This window comes from Acinetobacter sp. AHP123 (genome assembly GCF_023757925.1).
Classification (GTDB): Bacteria; Pseudomonadota; Gammaproteobacteria; order Pseudomonadales; family Moraxellaceae; genus Acinetobacter; species Acinetobacter oleivorans.
This window is the reverse complement of the sequence record NZ_CP092454.1, coordinates 3511772-3533555: the sequence shown is the minus strand read 5'-3', so window position 1 is coordinate 3533555 and position 21784 is coordinate 3511772. Positions and strand designations below refer to the sequence as shown.

The 21784-nt window shown below is 41.3% G+C and carries 23 protein-coding genes; 13 read left to right on the top strand and 10 right to left on the bottom strand.

The annotated features are described in order from the left end of the window. Positions 1-74: 74 nt before the first annotated feature. Entirely contained in the window at positions 75-980 is a 906-nt protein-coding gene (locus tag MJX77_RS16810; protein WP_252059766.1) for a LysR family transcriptional regulator, read from the bottom strand. Positions 981-1090: 110 nt separating this feature from the next. On the opposite strand from MJX77_RS16810, the gene MJX77_RS16805 reads away from it, so the two are divergent. Next, a complete protein-coding gene (locus MJX77_RS16805) occupies positions 1091-1522 on the top strand; it encodes a CidA/LrgA family protein (RefSeq protein ID WP_252059764.1) in 432 nt (143 codons plus the stop codon). A gap of 11 nt (positions 1523-1533) precedes the next feature. After that, positions 1534-2223 carry an LrgB family protein gene (locus tag MJX77_RS16800; protein ID WP_004792992.1) on the top strand — a complete coding sequence of 230 codons (690 nt, stop codon included), beginning with the start codon at positions 1534-1536 and terminating at the stop codon, positions 2221-2223. A 7-nt stretch (positions 2224-2230) separates the two neighbouring features. Here MJX77_RS16800 and pdxR read toward each other — a convergent pair whose 3' ends face one another. Further along, a complete protein-coding gene (gene pdxR / locus MJX77_RS16795) occupies positions 2231-3721 on the bottom strand; it encodes a MocR-like pyridoxine biosynthesis transcription factor PdxR (protein ID WP_252059762.1) in 1491 nt (496 codons plus the stop codon). Between the two features lie 114 nt (positions 3722-3835). Between pdxR and MJX77_RS16790 the strand changes: the two genes are divergently transcribed. Both MJX77_RS16790 and MJX77_RS16785 read left to right on the top strand, forming a co-directional pair. Then, positions 3836-4471: an FMN-binding negative transcriptional regulator gene (locus MJX77_RS16790; RefSeq protein WP_252059760.1), complete on the top strand. Its 636-nt coding sequence runs from the start codon at positions 3836-3838 to the stop codon at positions 4469-4471. Positions 4472-4513: 42 nt separating this feature from the next. Then, a complete protein-coding gene (locus tag MJX77_RS16785; RefSeq protein WP_252059759.1) occupies positions 4514-5107 on the top strand; it encodes a GNAT family N-acetyltransferase in 594 nt (197 codons plus the stop codon). A 3-nt stretch (positions 5108-5110) separates the two neighbouring features. On the opposite strand, the gene MJX77_RS16780 is transcribed toward MJX77_RS16785, so the two are convergent. The 3 genes from MJX77_RS16780 to MJX77_RS16770 all read right to left on the bottom strand — a co-directional run bounded on the left by MJX77_RS16780 (position 5111) and on the right by MJX77_RS16770 (position 8321). Beyond that, positions 5111-6103, bottom strand: a complete 993-nt coding sequence (locus MJX77_RS16780) for an AraC family transcriptional regulator (RefSeq protein ID WP_252059757.1) — start codon at positions 6101-6103, stop codon at positions 5111-5113. A gap of 39 nt (positions 6104-6142) precedes the next feature. Continuing rightward, a complete protein-coding gene (locus MJX77_RS16775) occupies positions 6143-6973 on the bottom strand; it encodes an oxidoreductase (protein ID WP_252059755.1) in 831 nt (276 codons plus the stop codon). Positions 6974-7133: 160 nt separating this feature from the next. Continuing rightward, a complete protein-coding gene (locus tag MJX77_RS16770) occupies positions 7134-8321 on the bottom strand; it encodes an MFS transporter (protein WP_252059753.1) in 1188 nt (395 codons plus the stop codon). 409 nt (positions 8322-8730) lie between these two features. Here MJX77_RS16770 and mdcA point away from each other — a divergent pair, with 409 nt between their 5' ends. Genes mdcA through madM form a run of 9 tightly spaced genes read left to right on the top strand, consistent with a single transcriptional unit; the run spans position 8731 to position 16036 of the window. Next, positions 8731-10410 (top strand): malonate decarboxylase subunit alpha, encoded by a 1680-nt coding sequence (gene mdcA, locus MJX77_RS16765; RefSeq protein WP_252059751.1) that lies wholly within the window; start codon positions 8731-8733, stop codon positions 10408-10410. Next, on the top strand, positions 10410-11294 hold the full coding sequence (locus MJX77_RS16760) for a triphosphoribosyl-dephospho-CoA synthase (RefSeq protein WP_252059750.1): 885 nt from the start codon (positions 10410-10412) through the stop codon (positions 11292-11294). The genes mdcA and MJX77_RS16760 overlap by 1 nt, the downstream gene beginning before the upstream one ends. 2 nt (positions 11295-11296) lie before the next feature. After that, positions 11297-11596, top strand: coding sequence for a malonate decarboxylase subunit delta (locus MJX77_RS16755; protein WP_252059748.1), 300 nt, complete (start codon positions 11297-11299; stop codon positions 11594-11596). Beyond that, a complete protein-coding gene (locus tag MJX77_RS16750) occupies positions 11589-12440 on the top strand; it encodes a biotin-independent malonate decarboxylase subunit beta (RefSeq protein ID WP_252059746.1) in 852 nt (283 codons plus the stop codon). The genes MJX77_RS16755 and MJX77_RS16750 overlap by 8 nt, the downstream gene beginning before the upstream one ends. Continuing rightward, complete coding sequence (gene mdcE / locus MJX77_RS16745; RefSeq protein WP_252059745.1) at positions 12437-13264, top strand: biotin-independent malonate decarboxylase subunit gamma; 828 nt, start codon at positions 12437-12439, stop codon at positions 13262-13264. Before MJX77_RS16750 ends, mdcE begins: the two co-directional genes overlap by 4 nt. Continuing rightward, positions 13255-13863: a malonate decarboxylase holo-ACP synthase gene (locus MJX77_RS16740; RefSeq protein WP_252059744.1), complete on the top strand. Its 609-nt coding sequence runs from the start codon at positions 13255-13257 to the stop codon at positions 13861-13863. Before mdcE ends, MJX77_RS16740 begins: the two co-directional genes overlap by 10 nt. A gap of 12 nt (positions 13864-13875) precedes the next feature. After that, positions 13876-14814 carry a malonate decarboxylase subunit epsilon gene (gene mdcH, locus MJX77_RS16735; protein WP_252059742.1) on the top strand — a complete coding sequence of 313 codons (939 nt, stop codon included), beginning with the start codon at positions 13876-13878 and terminating at the stop codon, positions 14812-14814. Between the two features lie 48 nt (positions 14815-14862). After that, positions 14863-15279 carry a malonate transporter subunit MadL gene (gene madL / locus MJX77_RS16730; RefSeq protein ID WP_252059740.1) on the top strand — a complete coding sequence of 139 codons (417 nt, stop codon included), beginning with the start codon at positions 14863-14865 and terminating at the stop codon, positions 15277-15279. After that, positions 15272-16036: a malonate transporter subunit MadM gene (gene madM, locus MJX77_RS16725; RefSeq protein ID WP_005132241.1), complete on the top strand. Its 765-nt coding sequence runs from the start codon at positions 15272-15274 to the stop codon at positions 16034-16036. The genes madL and madM overlap by 8 nt, the downstream gene beginning before the upstream one ends. Before the next feature lie 36 nt (positions 16037-16072). Here madM and MJX77_RS16720 read toward each other — a convergent pair whose 3' ends face one another. From MJX77_RS16720 to MJX77_RS16700, 5 genes are all read right to left on the bottom strand, one after another. Further along, entirely contained in the window at positions 16073-17005 is a 933-nt protein-coding gene (locus tag MJX77_RS16720) for a LysR family transcriptional regulator (protein WP_005132240.1), read from the bottom strand. Positions 17006-17105: 100 nt separating this feature from the next. After that, on the bottom strand, positions 17106-18524 hold the full coding sequence (locus tag MJX77_RS16715; RefSeq protein ID WP_252059738.1) for an aminotransferase-like domain-containing protein: 1419 nt from the start codon (positions 18522-18524) through the stop codon (positions 17106-17108). Between the two features lie 93 nt (positions 18525-18617). Beyond that, complete coding sequence (locus MJX77_RS16710) at positions 18618-18752, bottom strand: hypothetical protein (protein ID WP_000749813.1); 135 nt, start codon at positions 18750-18752, stop codon at positions 18618-18620. A 14-nt stretch (positions 18753-18766) separates the two neighbouring features. Next, positions 18767-19774 (bottom strand): cytochrome d ubiquinol oxidase subunit II, encoded by a 1008-nt coding sequence (gene cydB / locus MJX77_RS16705; protein ID WP_252059736.1) that lies wholly within the window; start codon positions 19772-19774, stop codon positions 18767-18769. Then, positions 19767-21212, bottom strand: coding sequence for a cytochrome ubiquinol oxidase subunit I (locus MJX77_RS16700; protein ID WP_252059734.1), 1446 nt, complete (start codon positions 21210-21212; stop codon positions 19767-19769). Before MJX77_RS16700 ends, cydB begins: the two co-directional genes overlap by 8 nt. Positions 21213-21784 lie beyond the last annotated feature (572 nt).

Here is a 21784-nt window from a genome sequence, read left to right as displayed (position 1 = left end):
TGATCCAAGATTGGGTAGCTTTTTTGTGGAAAAGCTTTATCGGTTTTTGAATTAAGCCATTTCAGTGTTCAACGTCAGGGCTTAATGTGCTGAAAATGTTGACGAACAATGTTCAGCCACGCCTGTACTGCTGGTGAGACAGGAAGATTCTTTTTCCAAGCCATGACTAAGTGCCACTGAATATTTGGTTTTTCGAGTGGCACTGCTGCAAATAAACTAGGGTCAAGCATGCCGGTATAATACTGCGGGAGAAGTGCAATCCCCATTCGCTGTAGCACCATGTCTGCTAAGAGATGCCATTGGCTGGTACGGCAAGCAATGGTTGGGTAGAAACCATGCTGCTTACAGGCATCGAGAATAATACTGTTTAAAGAGAAATTTTCAGGAAACATTAAAAACGATTGGTGTTGTAGCTCTTCTAGATTTATTTTTTTGCGGGTTGCCCAAGTGGCATCACGACGTAAAAGAACCATTAAAGGGTAGTTACATAGCTCAATGCTATTGAAAATTTGTTCATCAAAAGGCTGCAATAAAACACCAACGTCTAGTTCATTGTTAAGCAAAGCTTGCTCAATACCACGTGAGCCCACTTCCATAAAAGCTAATTCAATATCTGGCAATTGCTGATGATAATCAAACAGGGCAGTCGTTAAGAGCTGCGAACCCAAAGGCGGAACGCCGAGTTTTAAAGTTCCTGTTTTTAATTGTTGATAGTTTTCAATTTCAAGAAAGATGTTTTGTTCTGCCTGAAGAAGCTCAATCGCATGTTGATAAATCCGCTCTCCAATTTCAGTTAATTCAATTTGTCTTTTACGGCCATGATCAGGTTTAACCAACAGCTGTACCTGAAGCTGCTCTTCAAGCTGCTGTAATATTTTACTAATAGTCGGTTGAGTCAGATATAACTCTTCAGCAGTACGTGTAAAGCTTTTAGTTTTGACCAGCGTAACGAAGCATTGTAGTGATTTTAGTGAAAGCATAATAAAGAATATATTATTCCATTTTGGAATGATAATAACATGAATAATTCATATTTAGCAGCTTTAACCAAGATAGCATAATGGTGTAGTTAACCATTTAATTTCGCAAAATGAGTACTGAATCTGCTTCTGGCACACCCACACAACCTTCACTTTTAGTTTTAGTTAAACAAATTTTGATTTTGGCTGGATTTTGGTGGGTCGGATATCTCTTACATCAAAAGCTTGGCGTACCTGTCTCAGCAGGCATTTTAGGTATGTTTTTATTGCTTTTATGCCTGTTCTTTAAAATTATCAAAATGAATCAGGTGGCAATGGGAGCAACCGTTGTTTTAGGTGAACTGTTGCTGTTTTTCGTGCCCGTTGTGGTCGCTGTAGTGCAGTATAAAACCTTGTTTATGACCGAAGGATGGCAAATTGTCTTGAGCATTGCGGTTGGGACCATTTCGGTCATGCTCAGTACATGTCTGACGATTCACTATTACAATCGTTTGAAAGCTTATTTACAGGCTCGAAAACGTCTTCAACATAAGCATATCTAAGAGAAAACGACATGAATATCTGGTCAATTCTTTGTCTGATCTGGACTTTGGTCGCCTATGTTGTGGCAAAGCGAATCTATCAGAAAAATCCAAAACTTTGGTTGTCACCTGCGATTAGCGTGCCTGTACTCACCATCATTTTGATGACGATTTTTGGAATTTCATATCAAACTTATGCTGAAGATACGCAATGGATTGTTAATTTATTAGGACCAGCAACGGTTGCTTTCGCTGTACCGATTTATCGTTATCGGGAAACGATTCGTAAAAACCTTGGGGTCCTTTCAATTGCGATTATTGTGGGGATGAGTGTAGGTGTGATGTCTGCCTATGAAATGGCACAGTGGTTTCACTTTAGCCCTGAAGTCACCAACAGTTTGATGGCCCGTTCTATTTCAACACCATTTGCCATGATTTTAGCGGAAGATATTCACGGTTCGGCAGCTTTGGTTTCACTATTTACCGTTATTACTGGTTTGGTCGGTATGATTTGTGGCGATGCAATTTTAGCGATTACTAAAATCCGTTCTAATGTGGCAAATGGGGCAGCCTTTGGCAATGCAGCGCATGGTTTTGGTACAGTTAGAGCACAGCAACGCAATAGTGAAGAAGGTGTAATTGCCAGTTTGACCATGGTTATTGCTGGTATTTTAATGGTATTGATTGGGCCATTTGCCATTCATCTATGGTTGCTGTTGTAGGCTATATCTAACTTGATTTGTCATGTTGTTGAATAATCTTTGATAGTTTTTTGATGGCTTGTCTCATCAGTTCAGGTTCAAAATCGCCTAAGCCAACAATTAACCCCGGACGTTGTTGTTCTTTTGAAAATGTCGGTGAAATTGCTTTAATCGCAATGCCTGCATCGACTGCTGAGCTTGCAACGTCAATGTCATTAATATGATGAGCAAGCCATAACACCATATGCATGCCTTGATCACCCGGCTGTAACCAAGCCAGTTCTTGAGGTATGTATTTTTCAATCAAGCCAATAATGTATTCTCGAACTTCTGCATAGACATTCCGAGTCCGTCGAATATGCCGCTCTAAATAGCCTTCTTGAATAAAAGCAGCCAAAACGTGCTGGTCGGCAGCAGGTGGGTGTCGATCAATTAATACTCTTAGCCCACAAAAAGGTGCCACCAATTCTTTAGGCAATACTGCATAGCCAAGTCTAAGTGATGGAAATAGGACTTTACTGAAAGTCCCAAGATAAATCACTTGGTCGGGCGCCATACCTTGTAACGATGGGAAGGGTTGACCGTTATAACGGAGTTCACTGTCATAGTCATCTTCAATGATCCATGCATTTTGCTGTTTTGCCCAAGCCAATAAAGCCGTACGTCTTGCTAGACTCATCGGCATGCCAAGCGGATATTGATGAGAGGGTGTCACAAAAGCAGCACGTGCATGTTTAGAAAGCTTAATTCCGGTTTCAACTTGAATACCTTCTTCATCGACAGGAACACGCACCATCCGAATGTTTTGTACAGCATGTTCAAAAATGGCTGTGGTACCCCGATAAGCTGGATCTTCAATCCAAACTTCATCTTTTGCTTCAAATAAAATCTGGCTACAAATATAAAGTGACTGTTGAATACCGGGTGTAATCACAATTTGTTCAGGTTCGCAGTGGACAGAGCGGGATCGACGTACATAGTCTGCTATAGCAATTCTTAGTGATAGCACACCTTGAGGTTCACCATAACCCGAGGGAGCACCTGCACCTCGAGATCTAAATTTATTTCCGAACTTGCGCCAAATATCACTCGGTTGGGTGCGCGCAATCGGGACAGACACTGTAAAAGGGGCGTGAGGGAGTGGTTTAAACTCTTTAAGCACTTGAGCATAGGAGAGTGCCGACTTCGTCAACGGTATTGAGCTAGGTGGGGTTTCTTTTTGAGAATGTTGCGGTGTAGTTTTTTTAGTTAAAGCATGAGACACATAGGTGCCCGTTCGTGCTTGAGAGTCAAACACACCTTCAGCTAAAAGCTGATCGTAAGCTTCGATAATCGTTCCGCGAGCGACTCCAAGTGTTTGAGCCAATTCGCGTGAAGAAGGCAACGGATCGCCGGGCTGTAAATCACCACTTTGTACAGCTTCACGCAAAGCTTGGGTCAGTTGAGCACTTATTTTTCCTTGGCTTTTATTAATCTTTGCAATCGACGGAAGTTCAACAACTTTTGCCATTCTTGCCATAATTCTGGTCTACTTAAAAAAATACAAAGTGGTTCTTTTTAATAAACCACAGAAACCAGAAAATTTACAACACAAAATATAAATAACCCTGATCTTTACAGTGAGGTTTTAGCCATGTATATCCCTGATGATTATGCAGAAAACCGTTTGGATATATTGCATTCTCTTATTACCGAACATCCGTTTGGTGTGCTTTTTACTCATGGAAGTAATGGTTTAGATGCAAACCATCTTCCATTTGAATTACAGGCAGGTGAAGGGGAATTGGGTGTACTACGTGCGCATGTGTCTAGAGTTAATCCAGTCTGGCAGGATATTAAAAATGGAGATGAGGTGTTGGTCGTGTTTCAAGCAGGCGATGCTTATATTTCACCAAACTGGTACCCATCCAAACATGAACAGCACAGACAAGTGCCGACGTGGAACTATAGGGTTGTGCATGCTCATGGCAAAGTAACAGTTCACGATGATGAACGTTACGTTCGCGGTGTCGTGGCTCGTTTAACCCGCACCCATGAAGCATCTCAACCTGAACCATGGAAAATGTCCGATGCACCAAAGGACTATCTTGAACCGATGTTAAAAGCCATTGTAGGTATTGAGGTTGAAATTACCAAGTTACGAGGTAAATCAAAGCTTGGGCAAAACAAAGAACGTCGAGACATTTTGGGCGCGGCAGATGGCTTATCAAAATCTGGTCATCAAACCATAGCAGACGCTATGTATAGTATGGCTGAGTTAAATAAATAATTTTGAAAATATAAAACTTTAATATCAATTGAGGAGACAAAGATGTCTTTTACTACACCTGTTGAGTTGGTAGGTGAGCACGTTATTTTAAAGCCCTTAGACTTAACTCAAGCTGAATCACTGGCGGAGGCTGTTTGTGATGGGGAACTCTATAATCTTTGGTATACCCGTGTGCCAAGACCTGAACAAATGACTGCTGAAATTGAAAGACGTCTCGGTTTGCAAAATTCTGGTTCTATGTTGCCATTTTATATTGAAGACCGAAAAACAGGTCGGGCGTTGGGTATGACAACTTTAATGCATATTGAAGAAGCACATCGCCGTGTAGAAATTGGTTCGACGTGGTACCGCAAGTCTGCACAGCGCTCACCTGTAAATACTGAGTGTAAAAAGCTATTGCTGGCCCACGCATTTGAGAATTTAAACTGCATTGCGGTTGAGTTAAGGACATCTTCTTTAAATGTGCAAAGCCAAGCCGCAATTGTACGTTTAGGCGCAAAGCTCGATGGGGTACTCAGAAGCCATCAAATTGTGAAAGATGATATTTTGCGGGACACTCACGTTTATAGCATTTTAAAACATGAGTGGCCTGCGGTTCGCCAAAACTTGGAATGGATGTTGAACAAGCCGCGTTAGGAATTAATGCAGAAGTCTATATTCTTGCGGAGTATTACCCGTCCAGTTTTTAAATGCTCTGCTAAAAGAATTGTGCTCTTGAAAGCCCAATAGAAATGAAATTTCACCCGTGCTCATTGATGATTTTTCTAAATAATGTTGGGCAAGAGATTGACGTGTGGCATCCAAAAGCGTTTTAAAATTAGTTTGCTCTTCTAAAAGTAGCCGTTGTAGCGTACGTTTGCTCATCGCGAGTCGTTGAGCAACATCTTCTATCGTACACAGTCCAGCAGGTAGGTTTTCTAAAAGAATTGCTTTAACTTTTTCGCTAACAGTTGCATCTTCATCAAGCTGTATAAGACTACGTTGCAAGTTTGGCTCGAAAAAAGACCACATGGTCGGGTTGGCTGTTAAAAAAGGACGTTCAACATCTTGGCGTGAAAAGACAATTGAAATGTGTTCACTTTTTTGTGGAAGTATGCCAAAAAATGTTTTGTACTCTGCCAGATTATTAGGTAAATCGGGCAGTGTAACTTTCAAAGGTATAACCTGATGCCTTGTACATATTCTTGCTAATTGAGCAAAAAAGACCAGTTCTGACATAGCAAGGCTTTGCGGCGTTGGCGTAGATACATTATAAAATTTGAGCTCTAGCGTTGTGGTGTCGTTATCAATGGCTACTTGTAACTGCATTGGCCCAACGAGTCTTTTAAATTCAGATAGACGCTGTATCGCAATATTAAAGTTGGGACTACAAATACAAGCAAAAATCGCTGGGTCAAACAGTTCAACTGTAATCATTTGACCAATTTTTAAAGGTAAGTCATTTATTCCAGCAAGTTGTTCAATTGCGTGCCAAAAATTGAAATATTGAACGGGCGTAAGGCTTGCATCTTTACGGTTAAATAAATCAAGCGGTAGAGATGCCAAACGTAATGCATCTTCAACATTTATGCCTAGGTCATTCAGTAATAACTTCCAGTTGGTATTTAGGGCAAAATTTGAAGCATATTTCATTTGAGCATCTCAACATTAAGCTTGTGTTGGTCACTTAATTTATTTAATAACTGACATCACCATACGATCAAACACACGGTCGCCAAACCATTTACGTACAAATATCATCAGTTTGGCATATTTGCCACCCACATAACGTGTTTTAGGTGAGGATGCATGAACAGCTTTCATCAGCATATCAACGACAACTTGCACGTCTGAAAGTTCACCTTTTTCGACAGAGGTATTTGTTGTATTAGCTACTGCCGTCGCCATGTGGCTGTAGGCACTTTGCCCTGAACGTTCAAGCATAGGCTTGACCATTACATCTGCAAATTCAGTTGCGATAGCACCGGGTTCAATGACCACAACATCAATATTAAATGATTTTAACTCTAAACGTAGACAGTCAGACCAACCTTCAACTGCATGTTTACTCGCATGATACCAACTACCAAGTGGGGTATAAATTTTCCCACCCATTGATGAAATATTGATAATTCGACCCTGCATTTTTTTACGCATACTAGGCAGAACCTTTTGGGTTAAATAGGCCATACCAAATAGATTCACTTCAAATTGATAGCGTGCATCGGCAAGGGAAGTATCTTCCATGGCGCCATACATGCCGAAGCCTGCGCAGTTAACTAAAATATCAACACCATGGGTTTCTTTTTCAATAGTTTTCACAACTTGGTCGATATCATCCTGATTGGTAATATCCATTTTTAATGTATGAGCACCAAGTGTTTTTAGTTCTTGCATAGCATCAACGCGACGGGCAACGGCATAAACAGTTGCACCTTCTTTGAGTAATGCTTTGGTAAATGCTTTTCCCATACCAGATGATGCGCCTGTGATGAGAACGATTTTTTCTTTAACTGTGTTCATATTCTGTCTCTCAACTAAAGTTTTAAGGAACTTGCTTTTCGATAGAGACATCATAGAAATTTGAATGATATTCATCCAAATCGAATGGCGACAATGTTTAATCAAAGTACGCCAAATTTTTAAAATATTATTTCCTCGAAATAAGAGCAGATACACAAAGTTAAATTAAAGCTTCTGGCCGTCTTTTGCTTAACCATAGTAATGAGCATGCTGCAATTACTAGCCACGGTACTAAAGCAATATTCATTGCTTCCCAGCCAAATAAATCGAGTAAAGCACCTGCGCTAAAAGAACAAATTAAGCCGACAACAAAAACAGTCATGTCGTTAATGGCTTGAGCCTTGGCTTTTTCAGCCGCTGTATACGTTCCGGTAAGTAAAGAAGTGCTGCCAATAAATAAAAAGTTCCAACCCACACCTAATAAAATGAGTGAGATTGCAAAAGATGCGAACTGAATACCCGAGAGGGAAAAACCAATATAGCAAGCAAATAATATAAGACCGGCAAACATGATTTTAAGCACACCAAATCGGGCGATTAAATGTCCAGTAAAGAATGAAGGTAGGAACATACCAAGCACATGAAGCTGAATGACAGTTGTAATCGTGCCTAGTTCATGATGTGAATGTCGCATGGCTATGGGTGTTGCGGTCATACCTAAAATCATGATGCCGTAGCCTGTTACGGCACCAAACAAAGCAACTAAATAGGTAGGCTGAAAAACAATCTTTTGCCATGGGCGACCAGCAGTAAAATCAGATTTTTGCTCAATTGTATTGGCAATATGTAGGCTAGATAAAATGCCCATTGCCACAAGTGAAATGATACTAATAATTAAAAATGAACCGATATATTCTAAATGTTGAAATAATGGGCCACCAAAGCGCGCCAAAGTCGGACCAATCAGTGCGGCAACAACTCCACCTGCCATAACCCAAGAAATGGCACGTGAACGGAATGCATCATCTGCTACTTCACTGGCAGCAAAACGATAAAACTGGGCAAAGGATTGGTAGGCTCCGACACATAACGTGCCTAAGGCTAAGAGAGTAAGTGAACTATAAAAGATACCAATGGCGGCAATAATACCGCCAATTACACCTAAAAAAGCGCCGAAAAGAAAACCCTTACGCCGTCCCACATGTGCCATCAACATTGATGCAGGGAACATCATTAAGGCTGTACCCAAAAACATAGATGCGATGGGTAAAGTTGCAAGTATCGGTGTATTAGAAATATTTGCCCCAGCCAAACCACCAATCGTCATGACCATGATCGATACGGTTTGGTAAAGTGACTGAGAACTCGCCAAAATAAGAACTTGGCGATGCATCGTATTTTGAAGCATGAGAGCCTTTAATCATATGTGTTAATCGATGATTCTGGGTGCTGAGTTTTTACATAGGAAGAAAGTATCAACAGCTCAGCTTGAAAATGTTGAGGCGTTCTTGGCGGTAGATATAACAATATTTCTTTGGCATAAACTATTTTTTATCAAGTAATTGCAGCTGAATAATCAGACTTAATATTCTATCATCTGATAGTTTGATACAAAACAATTGAAGCCCCAATTTTTCTAAATAAGTCTATTTATTTAAGACATTTAATATGTCTATTCTCTCAAATTCTTTTTCAGCCACCCTAAAAATAAATCATTAACCTGAAGTTAATAACAGCTCATCTAGGTTGATTGATCGAAACTCCATAAAGCGTTTTTATAGATACAGAACAAAACTGCGATCTATATAGGTAAGCACATGGAAGGATCAGTTCAGAATAAAGAACGGTTATGGACAAAGCGGCGTCATGCCAAACAACTAAAACTAGAGATGGCAAACCAATATACAGATGGTGTGGTGATTCCAACTCAAGACATTATTAAAGTTTTAGAAACTTTAATTACACCAGGTGACAGAGTTGTACTCGAAGGGAATAACCAAAAGCAGGCAGATTTCCTTTCACGTTCTTTGGCACAAACTAATCCAGATGTTTTGCATGATTTACATATGATTATGCCAAGCGTTGGGCGTTCAGAACATCTTGATCTATTTGAAAGAGGCATTGCGCGTAAGCTCGATTTTTCTTTTGCTGGCCCACAAAGTTTGCGTATTAGTCAGTTAATTGAAGATGGGCTGCTAGAGATTGGTGCGATTCATACCTATATCGAGTTGTATTCACGTTTGGTGGTCGACCTCATTCCAAATGTGGTGCTTTCTGCGGGCTTTATGGCAGACCGTCAAGGCAATATCTATACAGGCCCAAGTACCGAAGATTCTCCAGCACTTATTGAACCTGCCGCTTTTAGTGATGGTATTGTGATTGTTCAGGTCAATGAACTGGTCGATGACGTAACAGAGTTACCACGTGTCGATATTCCTGCTTCTTGGGTCGATTATGTGGTGGTCGCAGACCAGCCATTTTATATCGAACCGTTATTTACTCGCGACCCGAAACACATCAAACCTGTGCATGTACTCATGGCGATGATGGCAATTCGCGGAATTTATGAAAAGCATAATGTGCAATCGTTAAATCATGGCATTGGTTTTAACACTGCTGCAATTGAACTGATTTTACCGACCTATGGCGAGTCTCTAGGTTTAAAAGGAAAAATTTGCCGAAACTGGACACTGAATCCGCATCCAACCTTAATTCCAGCGATTGAAACAGGTTGGGTTGAAAGCGTGCATTGCTTCGGTACCGAACTCGGTATGGAAAAATATGTTGCAGCTCGTCCCGACGTGTTCTTTACAGGTCGTGATGGTGCTTTACGTTCCAACCGTATGATGTGTCAGCTTGCAGGTCAGTACGCCGTTGATCTATTTATTGGCGCAACTTTGCAAGTTGATGGCATGGGCCATTCTTCGACTGTCACCAAAGGTCGTTTAGCTGGTTTCGGTGGTGCACCAAATATGGGGCATGATCCACGCGGACGTCGTCACGATACGCCAGCATGGCTAGATATGCGTTTACAAGGTGCCAGTGAAACTGAAACCTATTTGGCACGTGGTAAAAAGCTCGTTGTGCAAATGGTGGAAACCTTCCAAGAGGGTGGCAAGCCAACTTTTGTGGATCGTCTCGATGCAATTGATGTGGCTAAAACAGCAGGCCTACCTTTAGCACCGATCATGATTTATGGCGATGATGTCACTCATCTACTGACTGAAGAAGGTATTGCTTATCTATATAAAGCAAGCAGCCAAGAAGAGCGTCAAGCCATGATTGCTGCTGTGGCAGGTGTGACCAGTATTGGTTTAACTCAGGACCCTAAAACAACAGCACGTTTAAGAAGCGAAGGCTTGGTGGTATTCCCTGAAGATTTAGGTATTCGCCGCACCGATGCAACACGTGAGCTTTTAGCCGCGAAAAATATTGCCGACTTGGTGACATGGTCCGATGGTTTATATCAACCACCTGCAAAATTCAGGAGTTGGTAATGATGGCACAAGTTCAATATCAAACATTTAGCGATAATCAGCTTTTGGCAAGTTTAGCGGTCGAGGCTTTGATTGATGAGGTTAATCTGACGCCTAAACCAGCTTTGGTCGATCGCCGTGGCAGTGGTGCACATGATGACCTGACTTTGGAGTTAATGGAGCGCTCTGCGAAAAGTTTAGGACCCATGTTTGAAGCGATGGTTGAAGCTGCAAAGCATCATGGAAAAGTCTGTTTAGCTTTGCGTGAAGACATTGGTGAAATTGGTCGCCAAGGTGAAAACACCATGATGTTAGCGACAAATGGTGTCAACACACATCGCGGTGCAATTTGGGCATTAGGGTTAATGGTAACGGCAGCAGCATTGGCACGCACGAATCAACAGTATTTATCGGCTGTTGAGCTATGCCAGTTAGCAGGCCAGATTGCTCAGCTTGAAGATCGTTTTATTCCAGAGCAGGCCTTGAGTCATGGTCAGCAAGTACAAAAGAAATTAGGCATCTTAGGTGCTAAAGAACAGGCTCAACAAGGTTTTCCAACTATTGTGAATTTTGGCTTAAAACAGCTTTACCAAAGTCGTAGTAAACCAATGAAAGAAGAGTTCGCTCGTTTAGATGCCTTACTTGCCATGATGACTGATTTGACCGATACCTGTGTGCTTTATCGCTCGGGAACATCGGGCTTAAAGCATATGCAACAAGGTGCTCAGCAAGTACTTGATTTGGGCGGCAGCTCAAGCTTGGAAGGTCGACGTGCTTTGCATCTTTTAGAGATTGACCTGCTTCGGATGAAGGCTTCTGCTGGTGGTGCAGCAGATTTGTTGGCAGCAACATTGTTTATAGATCGTGTTGAGCAGTCATCTGTGAAAAATAAAAAGGGATTTTGATTATGGAAACACTTCATTTTGAATTTGTGGCCACAGAGCCACCTGTAAAAAAAGCGTTGGTAGGATGTGTCGGCTCGGGTGATTTAGAAATTTTGATCGAACCCGGTGAAAAAGGAAAAACCTCTATTCAGGTAGTGACTTCGGTAGATGGCAGTGCAGCACGTTGGCACAATCTTTTTGAACGGATTTTTACTGCGCAAATACCGCCAGCGGTCAATATTGATATTCATGACTTTGGTGCAACTCCCGGTGTCGTTCGCTTACGTCTGGAACAAGCATTGGAGGAGATAACTCATGACTGATATTCAGAGTTTGTTAAATAAAAAAGATTTTATTGAACTCAGCGCAAGAGAGCGTGCCAAAGCGCTATTAGATGAAGGGACTTTTCGAGAGTTGCTCGACCCATTTGCACGTGTTATGTCGCCTTGGTTGGCTCAGCAAAATATTGTCCCGCAAGCCGATGATGGTGTGGTGATTGCAAAAGGATCTATTCAAAAATGCCCAGTGGTTTTAATTTCAATTGAAGGTTTATTTCAAGGTGGAAGTTTAGGCGAGGTGGGTGGTGCCAAAATTGCAGGTACCTTAGAACTTGCAGTTGAAGACAATATGAAAGGGATTCCAACAGCGGCAATTTTACTACTAGAAACGGGCGGTGTTCGCTTACAAGAAGCAAATCTGGGTTTGGCAGCCATTGCTGAAATTCAGGCTGCAATTGTGAACTTACGGCAGTATCAACCCGTGATTGCTGTGGTCGCAGGCAGTGTAGGGTGCTTTGGTGGCATGTCAATTGCGGCTGGTCTATGTAGCTATATTGTAATGACACAAGAAGGACGTTTAGGCTTAAATGGCCCGCAAGTAATTGAACAGGAAGCTGGTGTACAAGAATATAACGCCAAAGATCGTCCATTTATATGGAGTATTACGGGTGGTAATCAGCGTTTCGCTAGTGGTTTGGCAGATGCTTATGTTGACGATGATCGCCAGAAAATTCGTGAGCAAGTCATCGATTATTTAACTCAAGGTGTGCCTCAGCAGCATCGTAGTTCAAACTACTCATTCTATTTAGCGAAGTTACAACAAGTCGATACTGCTGAGCAGATTACCCCAGCACAGGTTCAAGCTTTGTATCAAGGAGAGCAAGCATGAATATCGCCGTTGATACATTAAAAGCATCTACTCGTGGTGCACATTGGTTTAAAGCATTTACACAGGACTTTAAGACAGTTGAAGGTTTTCCAGCTTCTGTTTGGGTGGCTGATGGTCTGATCGATCAGCAAGCAGTACGTGTGATTACAGTTGTCCAAGACAGCAATAATCTGTTCCCACGCGCGAGACAAGGTGAAGTTGGACTGCTGGAAGGCTGGAATTTAGCAAAAGCAGTTGATGACGTGATTCAAGCCGATGCTCAGACTGAAAATAAACGCGGCATTTTATGTTTGGTTGATGTCCCGAGTCAGGCCTATGGGCGCCGTGAAGAATTATTAGGTATTCATCAAGCTTTAGCAGGTGCAGTAGATAGCTATGCTAGAGCCAGATTGGCAGGCCATCCTATTGTGAGTTTATTGGTAGGTAAGTCGATGTCGGGAGCTTTCTTGGCGCATGGATACCAAGCCAATCGTATTATTGCCTTAAAAGATTCAGGTGTTATGGTGCATGCGATGGGTAAGGAATCTGCTGCACGCGTTACCTTGCGATCGGTTGATGAGTTAGAGCAATTGGCATCAAGCATTCCTCCAATGGCTTATGACATTGAAAGTTATGCAACTCTAGGTTTGTTATCTGAACTGTTATCTGTTGAAAACCCTGAACAACCGACAAACCATGATCTTGTGTTAGCGAAACAGGTGATCGCTCAAGCATTTAAAGAAATTAATGCTGATCAATTGAGAGGATTGGAACAAAGGCTTCACGGCAAAAACCGTCAAATGTCTAAAAAGGTCCGTGAATTATTGCGCGAGCAATGGTCATGAAACTTAAGCTCGAAGCCCATGATTTACTGTGGGGTATGACGGTCGATTGCTTGGCTGATGATGCTCCGCATTGGGTAAAAGAGGTACTACTACGAGGTGATCCAGTTGTAGTTCGACGGGCAATTACTCCTGTAGATCAGGTGGCTGTGGGGGTAAGAGGGCAATTTCGTCATCAACGATATGCAGCTCAAATGCCACGATCAGCAATCAGCAAACAGCTTAAGCCAGAAGCACTGACTCGCGTAGATACGCAACAGTTTGAGCACTTGGCAGAACGTTTACAGAGCATTTCCAGCATTATGAAAAACTTTTCAGGATGCTGGGGATATACAGGAAGTTTTGGGTTTGAACTGGCAACGGGCATTAAAACAGTAACCGAGCAAAGTGACATAGATTTATTGATTCGAGCTGAACAACCTTTTGCCAAAAAGGAGGCAGTTGAGCTACTCGAAAATTTTCAGCAAGCAGGGCTGAATGTGGATATACAGCTACAACTTTCACAAGGTGGGTTGGCGTTAAAAGAATGGGCTGGGAACAGTGGAAAAGTTCTATTAAAACGTTCTGACGGTGCTGTTTTAGTAGAAAACCCATGGAATTAGGGAATAGATATCATGGCTTCAATTTGGGTATATCCGGGACAAGGTGTGCAACGAGGCAATATGTTGCACGACTTAGCTCAAACCGCTCTAGTTAAAGAATACCTTGAGCGTGCATCGGATGCACTCAACGAAGATGTCTTGATGCTAGATAGTCCGGCTGCATTGCAATCGACACGTGCAGTACAGCTTTGTTTACTTATTTCAGGTGTGGTGAGTTCTGCACTATTAACTGCGGAAAACTTAACGCCTGATTATGTTGCGGGTCTATCGATTGGTGCATGGTCGGCTGCGGTTGTAGCAGGAGTTTTAGCCTTTGAGGATGCCGTTCGCTTGGTTGCCTATCGAGGTGAACTCATGCAAAACGCCTATCCAACAGGCTATGGTATGACTGCCCTGATTGGTGCAGACCGTGCAGCTGTTGAAAGATGGGTCAAACAAATTTATGAAATAGCGCCAGAGGTGTTTGTCGCAAATATTAATGCACATAACCAGATCGTTATTTCAGGAAGCTTCGAAGCCATGAACCAAGTTGCTGTTTTGGCAAAGCAACAAGGCGTGGTAGCAAAAAAATTAGATGTATCGGTGCCATCGCACTGTGAATTATTAAGTCAGCAAGCAAAGCAACTTGCAGCGTCTATGGAGGGAGTGACTTTAAAGCAGCCTAAAATACGTTATTTAAGTGGTACAACGGCTCGTACGCTTAGCAGGCCAGAACAGATTAGTGATGACTTGGCTTTTAATATGAGTCGAACTGTAGATTGGGAAAGTACCATCCAAGCTGCATGGGAGCGAGGTGTGAGGTTACAGATCGAAGCTTTGCCGGGAACGGTGCTTACTACACTTGCACGCCGAACATTTAAAGAAGGAACCGTGTTGTCATTTCAAGGGACACGCATAGACACTATTCAGATGGCAATGCAAAAAGAACAGGCGAATTGCTTCTCTTTTTGAGTCAGATTTTACAAAAGCATAAATGATCCAAGGATATGAGGGATTGTCATGATTATATATGGAGTTGGTTTACTCGCACTTTGCACCTTGGTGGGTGTTATTGTTGGCGATTTGTTGGGCGTTTTATTGGGTGTAAAGTCCAATGTTGGTGGCGTGGGTATCGCCATGATTTTACTCATTTGCATACGGTTATGGATGGAAAAACGTGGTGTTATGACAGTTGAAACCGAAAAAGGCGTTTCATTCTGGGGCACTATGTATATTCCTGTTGTTGTTGCTATGGCAGCACAACAAAATGTGGTTACAGCATTATCTAGTGGACATATGGCACTCTTCGCTGCGGTAGTTTCGGTAATCGTTTGTACACTGACCATTGCAGGCTTAAGCCGTTATAACAAGGCAAGCCCTTTACCGAAGGAAGAAGACACCCCATTAAACCGCATTGGAGGCAAAGTTCATGGTTGAATTATTGTTAAAGGACTTAACCCATTTAGGTTTAATTACAGCTTTTGCCTTAATTGCTTTAATTATGTGGTTGTCGACTAAGCTATCTAAATATTTAACCAAGGGACGAGTGCATGCTTCAGCAATTGCGATTGTGATTGGTTTAATTTTGGCATGGTTTGGCGGAAAAATGACAGGCGGTGAAAAAGGTATAACCGATCTTGCACTCTTTACCGGTGTCGGGCTTATGGGCGGTGCAATGCTTCGTGACTTTACCATTGTCGCAACTGCATTTGAGGTACAAGCGACTGAGGCGAAAAAAGCCGGATTTATTGGCGCCTTCTCTTTATTTCTCGGAACCATTTTGCCATTTATTGTTGGTTGTATGTTTGCGTGGATTTTTGGCTATCGTGATGCGGTAAGTATTACCACAATTGGCGCAGGTGCAGTGACCTACATTGTGGGGCCAGTGACAGGCGCTGCTATTGGTGCGAGTTCTGAAGTCATGGCGCTTTCCATTGCAACGGGGCTGGTGAAAGCAATTTGTGTAATGGTTTCAACACCACTTACCGCAAAATTTATGGGATTAGACAATCCACGTTCTGCCATGATTTTTGGTGGCTTAGCCGGAACTGTAAGCGGTGTATCAGCTGGTTTAGCAGCTACAGACCGTCGTTTAGTGCCTTACGGTGCACTTACAGCAACGTTCCATACAGGTCTTGGCTGCTTAATGGGACCGACTGTTTTGTTCTTCGCGGTTAAAGCTTTAGTCGGTTAATCAGTATTTAATATTCAGTCAAAAAGGCCGTTGCTATTAACAACGGTCTTTTTTATTTTTGAAATTAGAGGCAAACATTCGACATTCAGCAATCAGAGCAAGTAAGTTAGGGTCGCGCTCTTTACTCTTTAGAAAGACCAAGCCAATTTCTTGCTGCATATGATATTGCTGTTTTAGTGGAATAAGTTTTACTGAACTTTCATAAACTGCAGAAATACGGCCGGGTAGTAGAGCAAAACCGACACCTGAGCTGACCATACTAATTAAGGTAAAAATATCATTGACCTGTAAAGCAACTTTTGGTGAAAAACCTGCTTTTTTAAAAATAATGTCGCTGTCGTTATGAGTTGCAAAACCCTTAGTTAAAGTTAAAAAAGTTTCTTCTTTTAAAAGGCTTAAATCAATATCTTTAAAATCGGCATATTTTGAATCTTTATTGACTGCCAAAAAAATGTCATCTGAAAACATCGGCAAAATTTCAAAGTCATCATCTTGAGTAGTTTCATTTAAAGCCACGATAATGGCATCAAGCTCAGTTGCTTTAAGCTTTTTCACCAAATCCTGATTTGAACTCAGCAACAGTTGAATATCAAGCTCACTACGTCTGAGTTTAAGACCGCTAATCACATTTGGAATCGTATTTACCGTCAAAGAATAAAGAGACCCTAAATGTAAAACCTTAGCTGCAAAGCCAGCGGCTTCTCTGGTTTTATTTACGGTGATAAAAATGTCTTGTACGATTTTTTGTGCCCGTTCTTCAAAGACATAAGCACTTTTTAAAGGAATGAGGTTACGGCCTTCATTTTTAAAAAGAGGACAACGTAAAGCGCTTTCTAAAGAATGTAAGGCTTTATGAACACTGACATTACTCAGTTGCATTTCTGTGGCTGTTTTAGATAAATTTCCACAGCGCATAAAAGCTAAAAAAATCTGTATTTTTTTAAGGGTGAGTTCTTCATCAATTTCCATATTAATTCCTTGAACCTGTTTCCCTTAAAACTATAGATTTGAGCTATAAAGTTAACACAAAATAAAGTCTATAAAATTGTGCTTAGGTCGAAGCATTTCTTTAGAGACTTGCTTCAACTCTTTGTTGAATGGTTTTGATAACCTGATCCAATGCGCTTTGAATTTTAGTGTTCCATTCAAAAGAACAGTTAATTCTCAAATAATGTTGCTGTGTGGGTAAAACACTAAACAGAGGGCTTGGCGCAACGCCAATGTCTTGATGAATCAACGCTTCATAAACTTGCATACTGTCTAGCGTACTAGGAAGTTTGACCCATAGAAAATAGCCACTTGGGTAGTAATACACTTCGCAAGAGCTCGGTAAATGCTGCTTTAAATAGTGATAAAACTGCTTTTTATAACGCTCAAGCGAAAGTCTAAGTGTACGCAAGTGCTTTTCATAATGATGATGTGACAAAAATTCAACCAATGCATTTTGAATGAGTGCATTTACTGAAATGGTACTCATGAGTTGCAAGTGTTGAATATGATCTGAAAATTTGCCCGCATAGACCCAACCGACCCGAAAACCAGCACCTAATGTTTTAGAAAAAGATGAGCAGTGAAGCACCAGATTTTGTTGGTCAAAATACTTCATTGAAAGTGGTTTTTGGCCGCCATAAAAAAGCTCTTCATAGACATCATCTTCAATCAAATAAATTTGGTGTTCATGAAGCAACTTGGCAATTTTATATTTAATGTCATCACTGACGGTAAAACCAATCGGGTTATGGGCATTCAGCATCAGCCAACACACCTTAATTGGGTATGTTTGAATAACCTGTGCAAAAGCTTCTAAGTCAAAACCATGTTGAGGATGTTCAGGAATGGTAATCACTTTAAGCCCTAAACGCTCGGCAGCTTGCCAAGCGCCATAAAACACGGTTTGCTGTAATAAAATATAATCGCCAGGTTGAGCAACAGCTTGTAGGGAAAGGTTTAATGCGTCCAAGCCTCCAGATGTAATGACAATGTCATCTGGGTCAGTTTGTATACCTTGCATACAGTAGCGCTGAGCAATCAGTTTTCTTAACGCTAAATTGCCTGGCGGTAGGCTTGTGGTCTGGTCATAACTTTGTCTTTGGCGCGCAAGCTGTCCCATAATTTGAATGAGTTTGGGTGCTGTTAAAAGCTGACTGTCTGGAAAAGCTGAGCCAAAAGGCACGACAGATTCATGTTGAATTGACTTAAGATATTTAAAAACTAAGGAATTAATTTCAATTTTAGAGTTCAGTGAAACAACTGAATATTGTTCGAGTGGCTTTAGTGCAATTTGCTCGGCAACAAAGTACCCAGATTTTTCTTTTGAATAGATCAGACCTTGTGATTCAAGCTCCTGATAAGCATTCATTACGGTCATTAAACTAAAGCCAGAGCGTTGTACCTGATCTCTCAATGACGGTAATTTTTCATGCGCACTTAAAGTGCCGCTTTCAATGAGTTGGCGAATGCTATGGGCAAGTTGTTCTGATTTATACATGTATGAGCTGCACGAAATAAAAAAAGATGCACTGAATCAATAATAAATGCCGTTTGCAGAATCTACAAACGGCATTTGTTTATAAAGTTGGAATTACTTTAAGTAAGGGGCTGCATAAATCAATATCACTTTAAACAATCCAGCAATCACAGCTAAGGCTAAAAAACCACCGAGCCATAGCAGAATAAACCATTGGGTTTGATTGAGTTTAACAGATGACTTTTTCATAAAACCCTCCATACTTAATGATAGCCTTCATCACCTACACGAACTTTGTCTCTGAATACCCAGTAAGACACAATGGTGTAAGCAATAATGATCGGAATCAGAATAAGTGCGCCAACCAAAGCAAACATCTGGCTTGAGTGAGGGGCCGCTGCCTGCCAAATAGTCACTGATGGCGGAATAATATATGGCCATAAACTAATGACGAAGCCTGTAAATGCAAGGAAAACTAGAGCCAGTGTATATATAAATGGCTTGAGGTCATGTTGCTGCTTTTTACACGCTGATAAAATCAGGCCGACAAATAATAAGACCAAAATAGGCACAGGGCTAAAATAAAACAGGTTTGGTAAAGAGAACCAGCGATCTGCAATTTCAGGATGAGTTAACGGAGTATATAAACTCACGCCGCCAAAAATAATGAGCAACGCAATAATTAGCTTTGGCATAAGCTCATACATACGTTGCTGCAAACCTTTTTCAGTTTTTAAGATGAGCCATCCACATCCTAAAGTGGCATACATGGCAACTACGCCAATACCTGTGAAGATCGTAAATGGAGATAACCAATCAAGTGATCCACCCGCATAAATACCATTTTCGGTTTTAATCCCTTGAATATAAGCACCTAAAATAATCCCTTGCAGGAAGCTGGTTAAAACTGAACCCCAAATAAAAGCCAAGTCCCAAAGGTGTTTGGTGCGATGAGCTTTAAAGCGGAATTCAAAAGCAACGCCACGGAAAATCAGGGCAATCACCATGAAAATGATCGGTAAATAGAGTGCTGATAAAACTGTTGAATAGACCAGTGGAAATGCAGCATATAGACCAGCACCACCGAGAACCATCCACGTTTCATTACCATCCCAGACAGGAGCCACGGTATTCATCATCACGTCACGTTCTTGGCTGTTCTTAATGAAGGGGAACATAATCCCGATTCCTAAGTCGAAGCCGTCCATGACCACATAAATCATGACACCTAAACCGATAATACCGACCCATATTAAAGAAAGATCAATCATGACGGTTCTCCCCAGAGTTTTGTTTGCTGTCAATGTTTTCATCAACTGCACTAAGTGGACGCATTGGTGTTTTAAAGTGTCCGACACCACCAGTTTCAATATTTGGTGTATCAATAAATGATGGGCCTTTATTAATCAGTTTTAAGGTGTAGTAGATACCGCTACCAAAAACGATGGTATAGACCACCACAAAAATAAACAGGCTCAGTCCGACTTGTTCTGCAGAAACCGTATGTGAAAGTCCATCTTTAGTTCGCATAATGCCGTACACCACCCACGGTTGACGGCCAACCTCAGTGGTTACCCAACCTGCAAGCATAGCGACATAACCAGAAGGTCCCATCACTAAAGCAAATTTATGGAACCATGATGTTTCATAGAGTTTTCCGCGTTTACGTAGCCAAAGTGCAATTAAAGACAGGGTGACCATGAGTACACCAAGGCCTACCATCACACGGAAGCTCCAGAAAACAATCGTTGAATTGGGACGGTCTTCAGGTGCGAAATCTTTTAAACCTGTCACTTGGCCATCCAAGCTATGCGTTAAAATTAAGCTACCCAAATAAGGAACACCCACTTCGAAGTGGTTACGTTCTTCTTTCATATCTGGAATTGCGAATAACAATAAAGGCATAGGCTCATTGTGATTGGTTTCCCAGTGTCCTTCCATTGCTGCAAGTTTGGCAGGTTGATGTTCACGGGTGTTTAAACCGTGATTATCGCCAATCACCACTTGTAAACATGAAGTCACCAGCACCATCCAAAGACCCATCGAGAACGATTTTTTCACTAATTCATCACGACGGCCTTTTACTAAATGCCATGCAGATGTTCCAACGACCAATAATGATGAAACCAAGAAGGCTGCTGCACCCATGTGGGCAAAGCGGTAAGGGAAGGATGGGTTAAAGACAATTGCAAACCAGTCTTTTGGCACAATAATGCCGTTTTCAATGGCAAAGCCTTGAGGTGTCTGCATCCAGCTATTGGAAGATAAAATCCAGAACATGGAAATACATGTTCCGATGGCAACCATAAGTGTCGCAAAAAAATGGGCTCGAGGACCAACACGCCCCCAGCCAAATAACATAATGCCTAAGAAACCTGCTTCTAAGAAGAAGGCACTCAAGACTTCATAGGTAAGTAAAGGACCAGTAATACTTCCGGCAACGCGTGAAAATTCACTCCAGTTAGTACCGAACTGGTAACTCATGACTACGCCCGAGACCACACCCATACCAAAGGCAACGGCAAAGATCTTAATCCAGTACTTAAATAGATCTTTATAAATTGGGTTTTGGGTTCTTAACCACTTCCACTCTAGCACTGCTAAAAAGCAGGCAAGACCGATGGAAGTGGCCGGAAAAATAATATGAAAGGATACTGTAAAAGCAAATTGTATTCGCGCTAATTCTAGAGCGGTTAGACCGAGGCTCATAAACTTTCCCCCTGTGAACTAGCTGATGATGGTTAAATGAGTTAAATACTTATTTTCAGGCAACAAGGTATTCTGACGATTAAACTTGCTTCTGTGATAAATGTTCTTAGCAAGTAAAATGCCAACAGGGTTAAGCAATATAATTGCTTGATATTTCAAGAGAATAGACTGATTAATTGTTCTCAGTCTGTTAACAAAGTTTATGCTTGATGTTGCATTTGTAAAAATGCATGTTGCATTGAAACATTGATGAAATATCTGGCGATATGCAATAGATCGTCTCATGAAAACTACCTACCTTAAGAAGTTTCCTTAATCATGCACTTACTATTTTTGTATATGTAGATACAGAAATTTTTTATAAAACTATAACAGTCTGAAGCACTCATGAGGTGTGCTATAGTTTTTTTTCAAATATCTGTAGCTATGTATCCATTCTTCAAAAGTCCAAAATAAATGAACAAGATTTACGAATGGCCAAAATCACTTTCCAAAACAAAGTGAATGCGACTTTGGGTAATAAGCGCAGAATAGTTTCTTCTCTTTTATTCCTTTGTTGTTTTGCGTGAGGT

Excerpts from the sequence above, each read along its gene's own strand:
- MJX77_RS16700 (WP_252059734.1), bottom strand. The coding sequence starts at position 21,212 with ATGAGCCTCGGTCTAACCGCTCTAGAATTAGCGCGAATACAATTTGCT.
- MJX77_RS16775 (WP_252059755.1), bottom strand. The coding sequence starts at position 6,973 with ATGAACACAGTTAAAGAAAAAATCGTTCTCATCACAGGCGCATCATCT.
- MJX77_RS16710 (WP_000749813.1), bottom strand. The coding sequence starts at position 18,752 with ATGAAAAAGTCATCTGTTAAACTCAATCAAACCCAATGGTTTATTCTG.
- MJX77_RS16810 (WP_252059766.1), bottom strand. The coding sequence starts at position 980 with ATGCTTTCACTAAAATCACTACAATGCTTCGTTACGCTGGTCAAAACT.
- madM (WP_005132241.1), top strand. The coding sequence starts at position 15,272 with ATGGTTGAATTATTGTTAAAGGACTTAACCCATTTAGGTTTAATTACA.
- MJX77_RS16750 (WP_252059746.1), top strand. The coding sequence starts at position 11,589 with ATGACTGATATTCAGAGTTTGTTAAATAAAAAAGATTTTATTGAACTC.
- mdcE (WP_252059745.1), top strand. The coding sequence starts at position 12,437 with ATGAATATCGCCGTTGATACATTAAAAGCATCTACTCGTGGTGCACAT.
- MJX77_RS16800 (WP_004792992.1), top strand. The coding sequence starts at position 1,534 with ATGAATATCTGGTCAATTCTTTGTCTGATCTGGACTTTGGTCGCCTAT.
- MJX77_RS16755 (WP_252059748.1), top strand. The coding sequence starts at position 11,297 with ATGGAAACACTTCATTTTGAATTTGTGGCCACAGAGCCACCTGTAAAA.
- MJX77_RS16805 (WP_252059764.1), top strand. The coding sequence starts at position 1,091 with ATGAGTACTGAATCTGCTTCTGGCACACCCACACAACCTTCACTTTTA.
- madL (WP_252059740.1), top strand. The coding sequence starts at position 14,863 with ATGATTATATATGGAGTTGGTTTACTCGCACTTTGCACCTTGGTGGGT.
- mdcH (WP_252059742.1), top strand. The coding sequence starts at position 13,876 with ATGGCTTCAATTTGGGTATATCCGGGACAAGGTGTGCAACGAGGCAAT.
- MJX77_RS16770 (WP_252059753.1), bottom strand. The coding sequence starts at position 8,321 with ATGCTTCAAAATACGATGCATCGCCAAGTTCTTATTTTGGCGAGTTCT.
- MJX77_RS16760 (WP_252059750.1), top strand. The coding sequence starts at position 10,410 with ATGATGGCACAAGTTCAATATCAAACATTTAGCGATAATCAGCTTTTG.
- MJX77_RS16790 (WP_252059760.1), top strand. The coding sequence starts at position 3,836 with ATGTATATCCCTGATGATTATGCAGAAAACCGTTTGGATATATTGCAT.
- MJX77_RS16720 (WP_005132240.1), bottom strand. The coding sequence starts at position 17,005 with ATGGAAATTGATGAAGAACTCACCCTTAAAAAAATACAGATTTTTTTA.
- MJX77_RS16780 (WP_252059757.1), bottom strand. The coding sequence starts at position 6,103 with ATGAAATATGCTTCAAATTTTGCCCTAAATACCAACTGGAAGTTATTA.
- cydB (WP_252059736.1), bottom strand. The coding sequence starts at position 19,774 with ATGATTGATCTTTCTTTAATATGGGTCGGTATTATCGGTTTAGGTGTC.
- MJX77_RS16785 (WP_252059759.1), top strand. The coding sequence starts at position 4,514 with ATGTCTTTTACTACACCTGTTGAGTTGGTAGGTGAGCACGTTATTTTA.
- MJX77_RS16715 (WP_252059738.1), bottom strand. The coding sequence starts at position 18,524 with ATGTATAAATCAGAACAACTTGCCCATAGCATTCGCCAACTCATTGAA.
- MJX77_RS16740 (WP_252059744.1), top strand. The coding sequence starts at position 13,255 with ATGGTCATGAAACTTAAGCTCGAAGCCCATGATTTACTGTGGGGTATG.
- mdcA (WP_252059751.1), top strand. The coding sequence starts at position 8,731 with ATGGAAGGATCAGTTCAGAATAAAGAACGGTTATGGACAAAGCGGCGT.
- pdxR (WP_252059762.1), bottom strand. The coding sequence starts at position 3,721 with ATGGCAAGAATGGCAAAAGTTGTTGAACTTCCGTCGATTGCAAAGATT.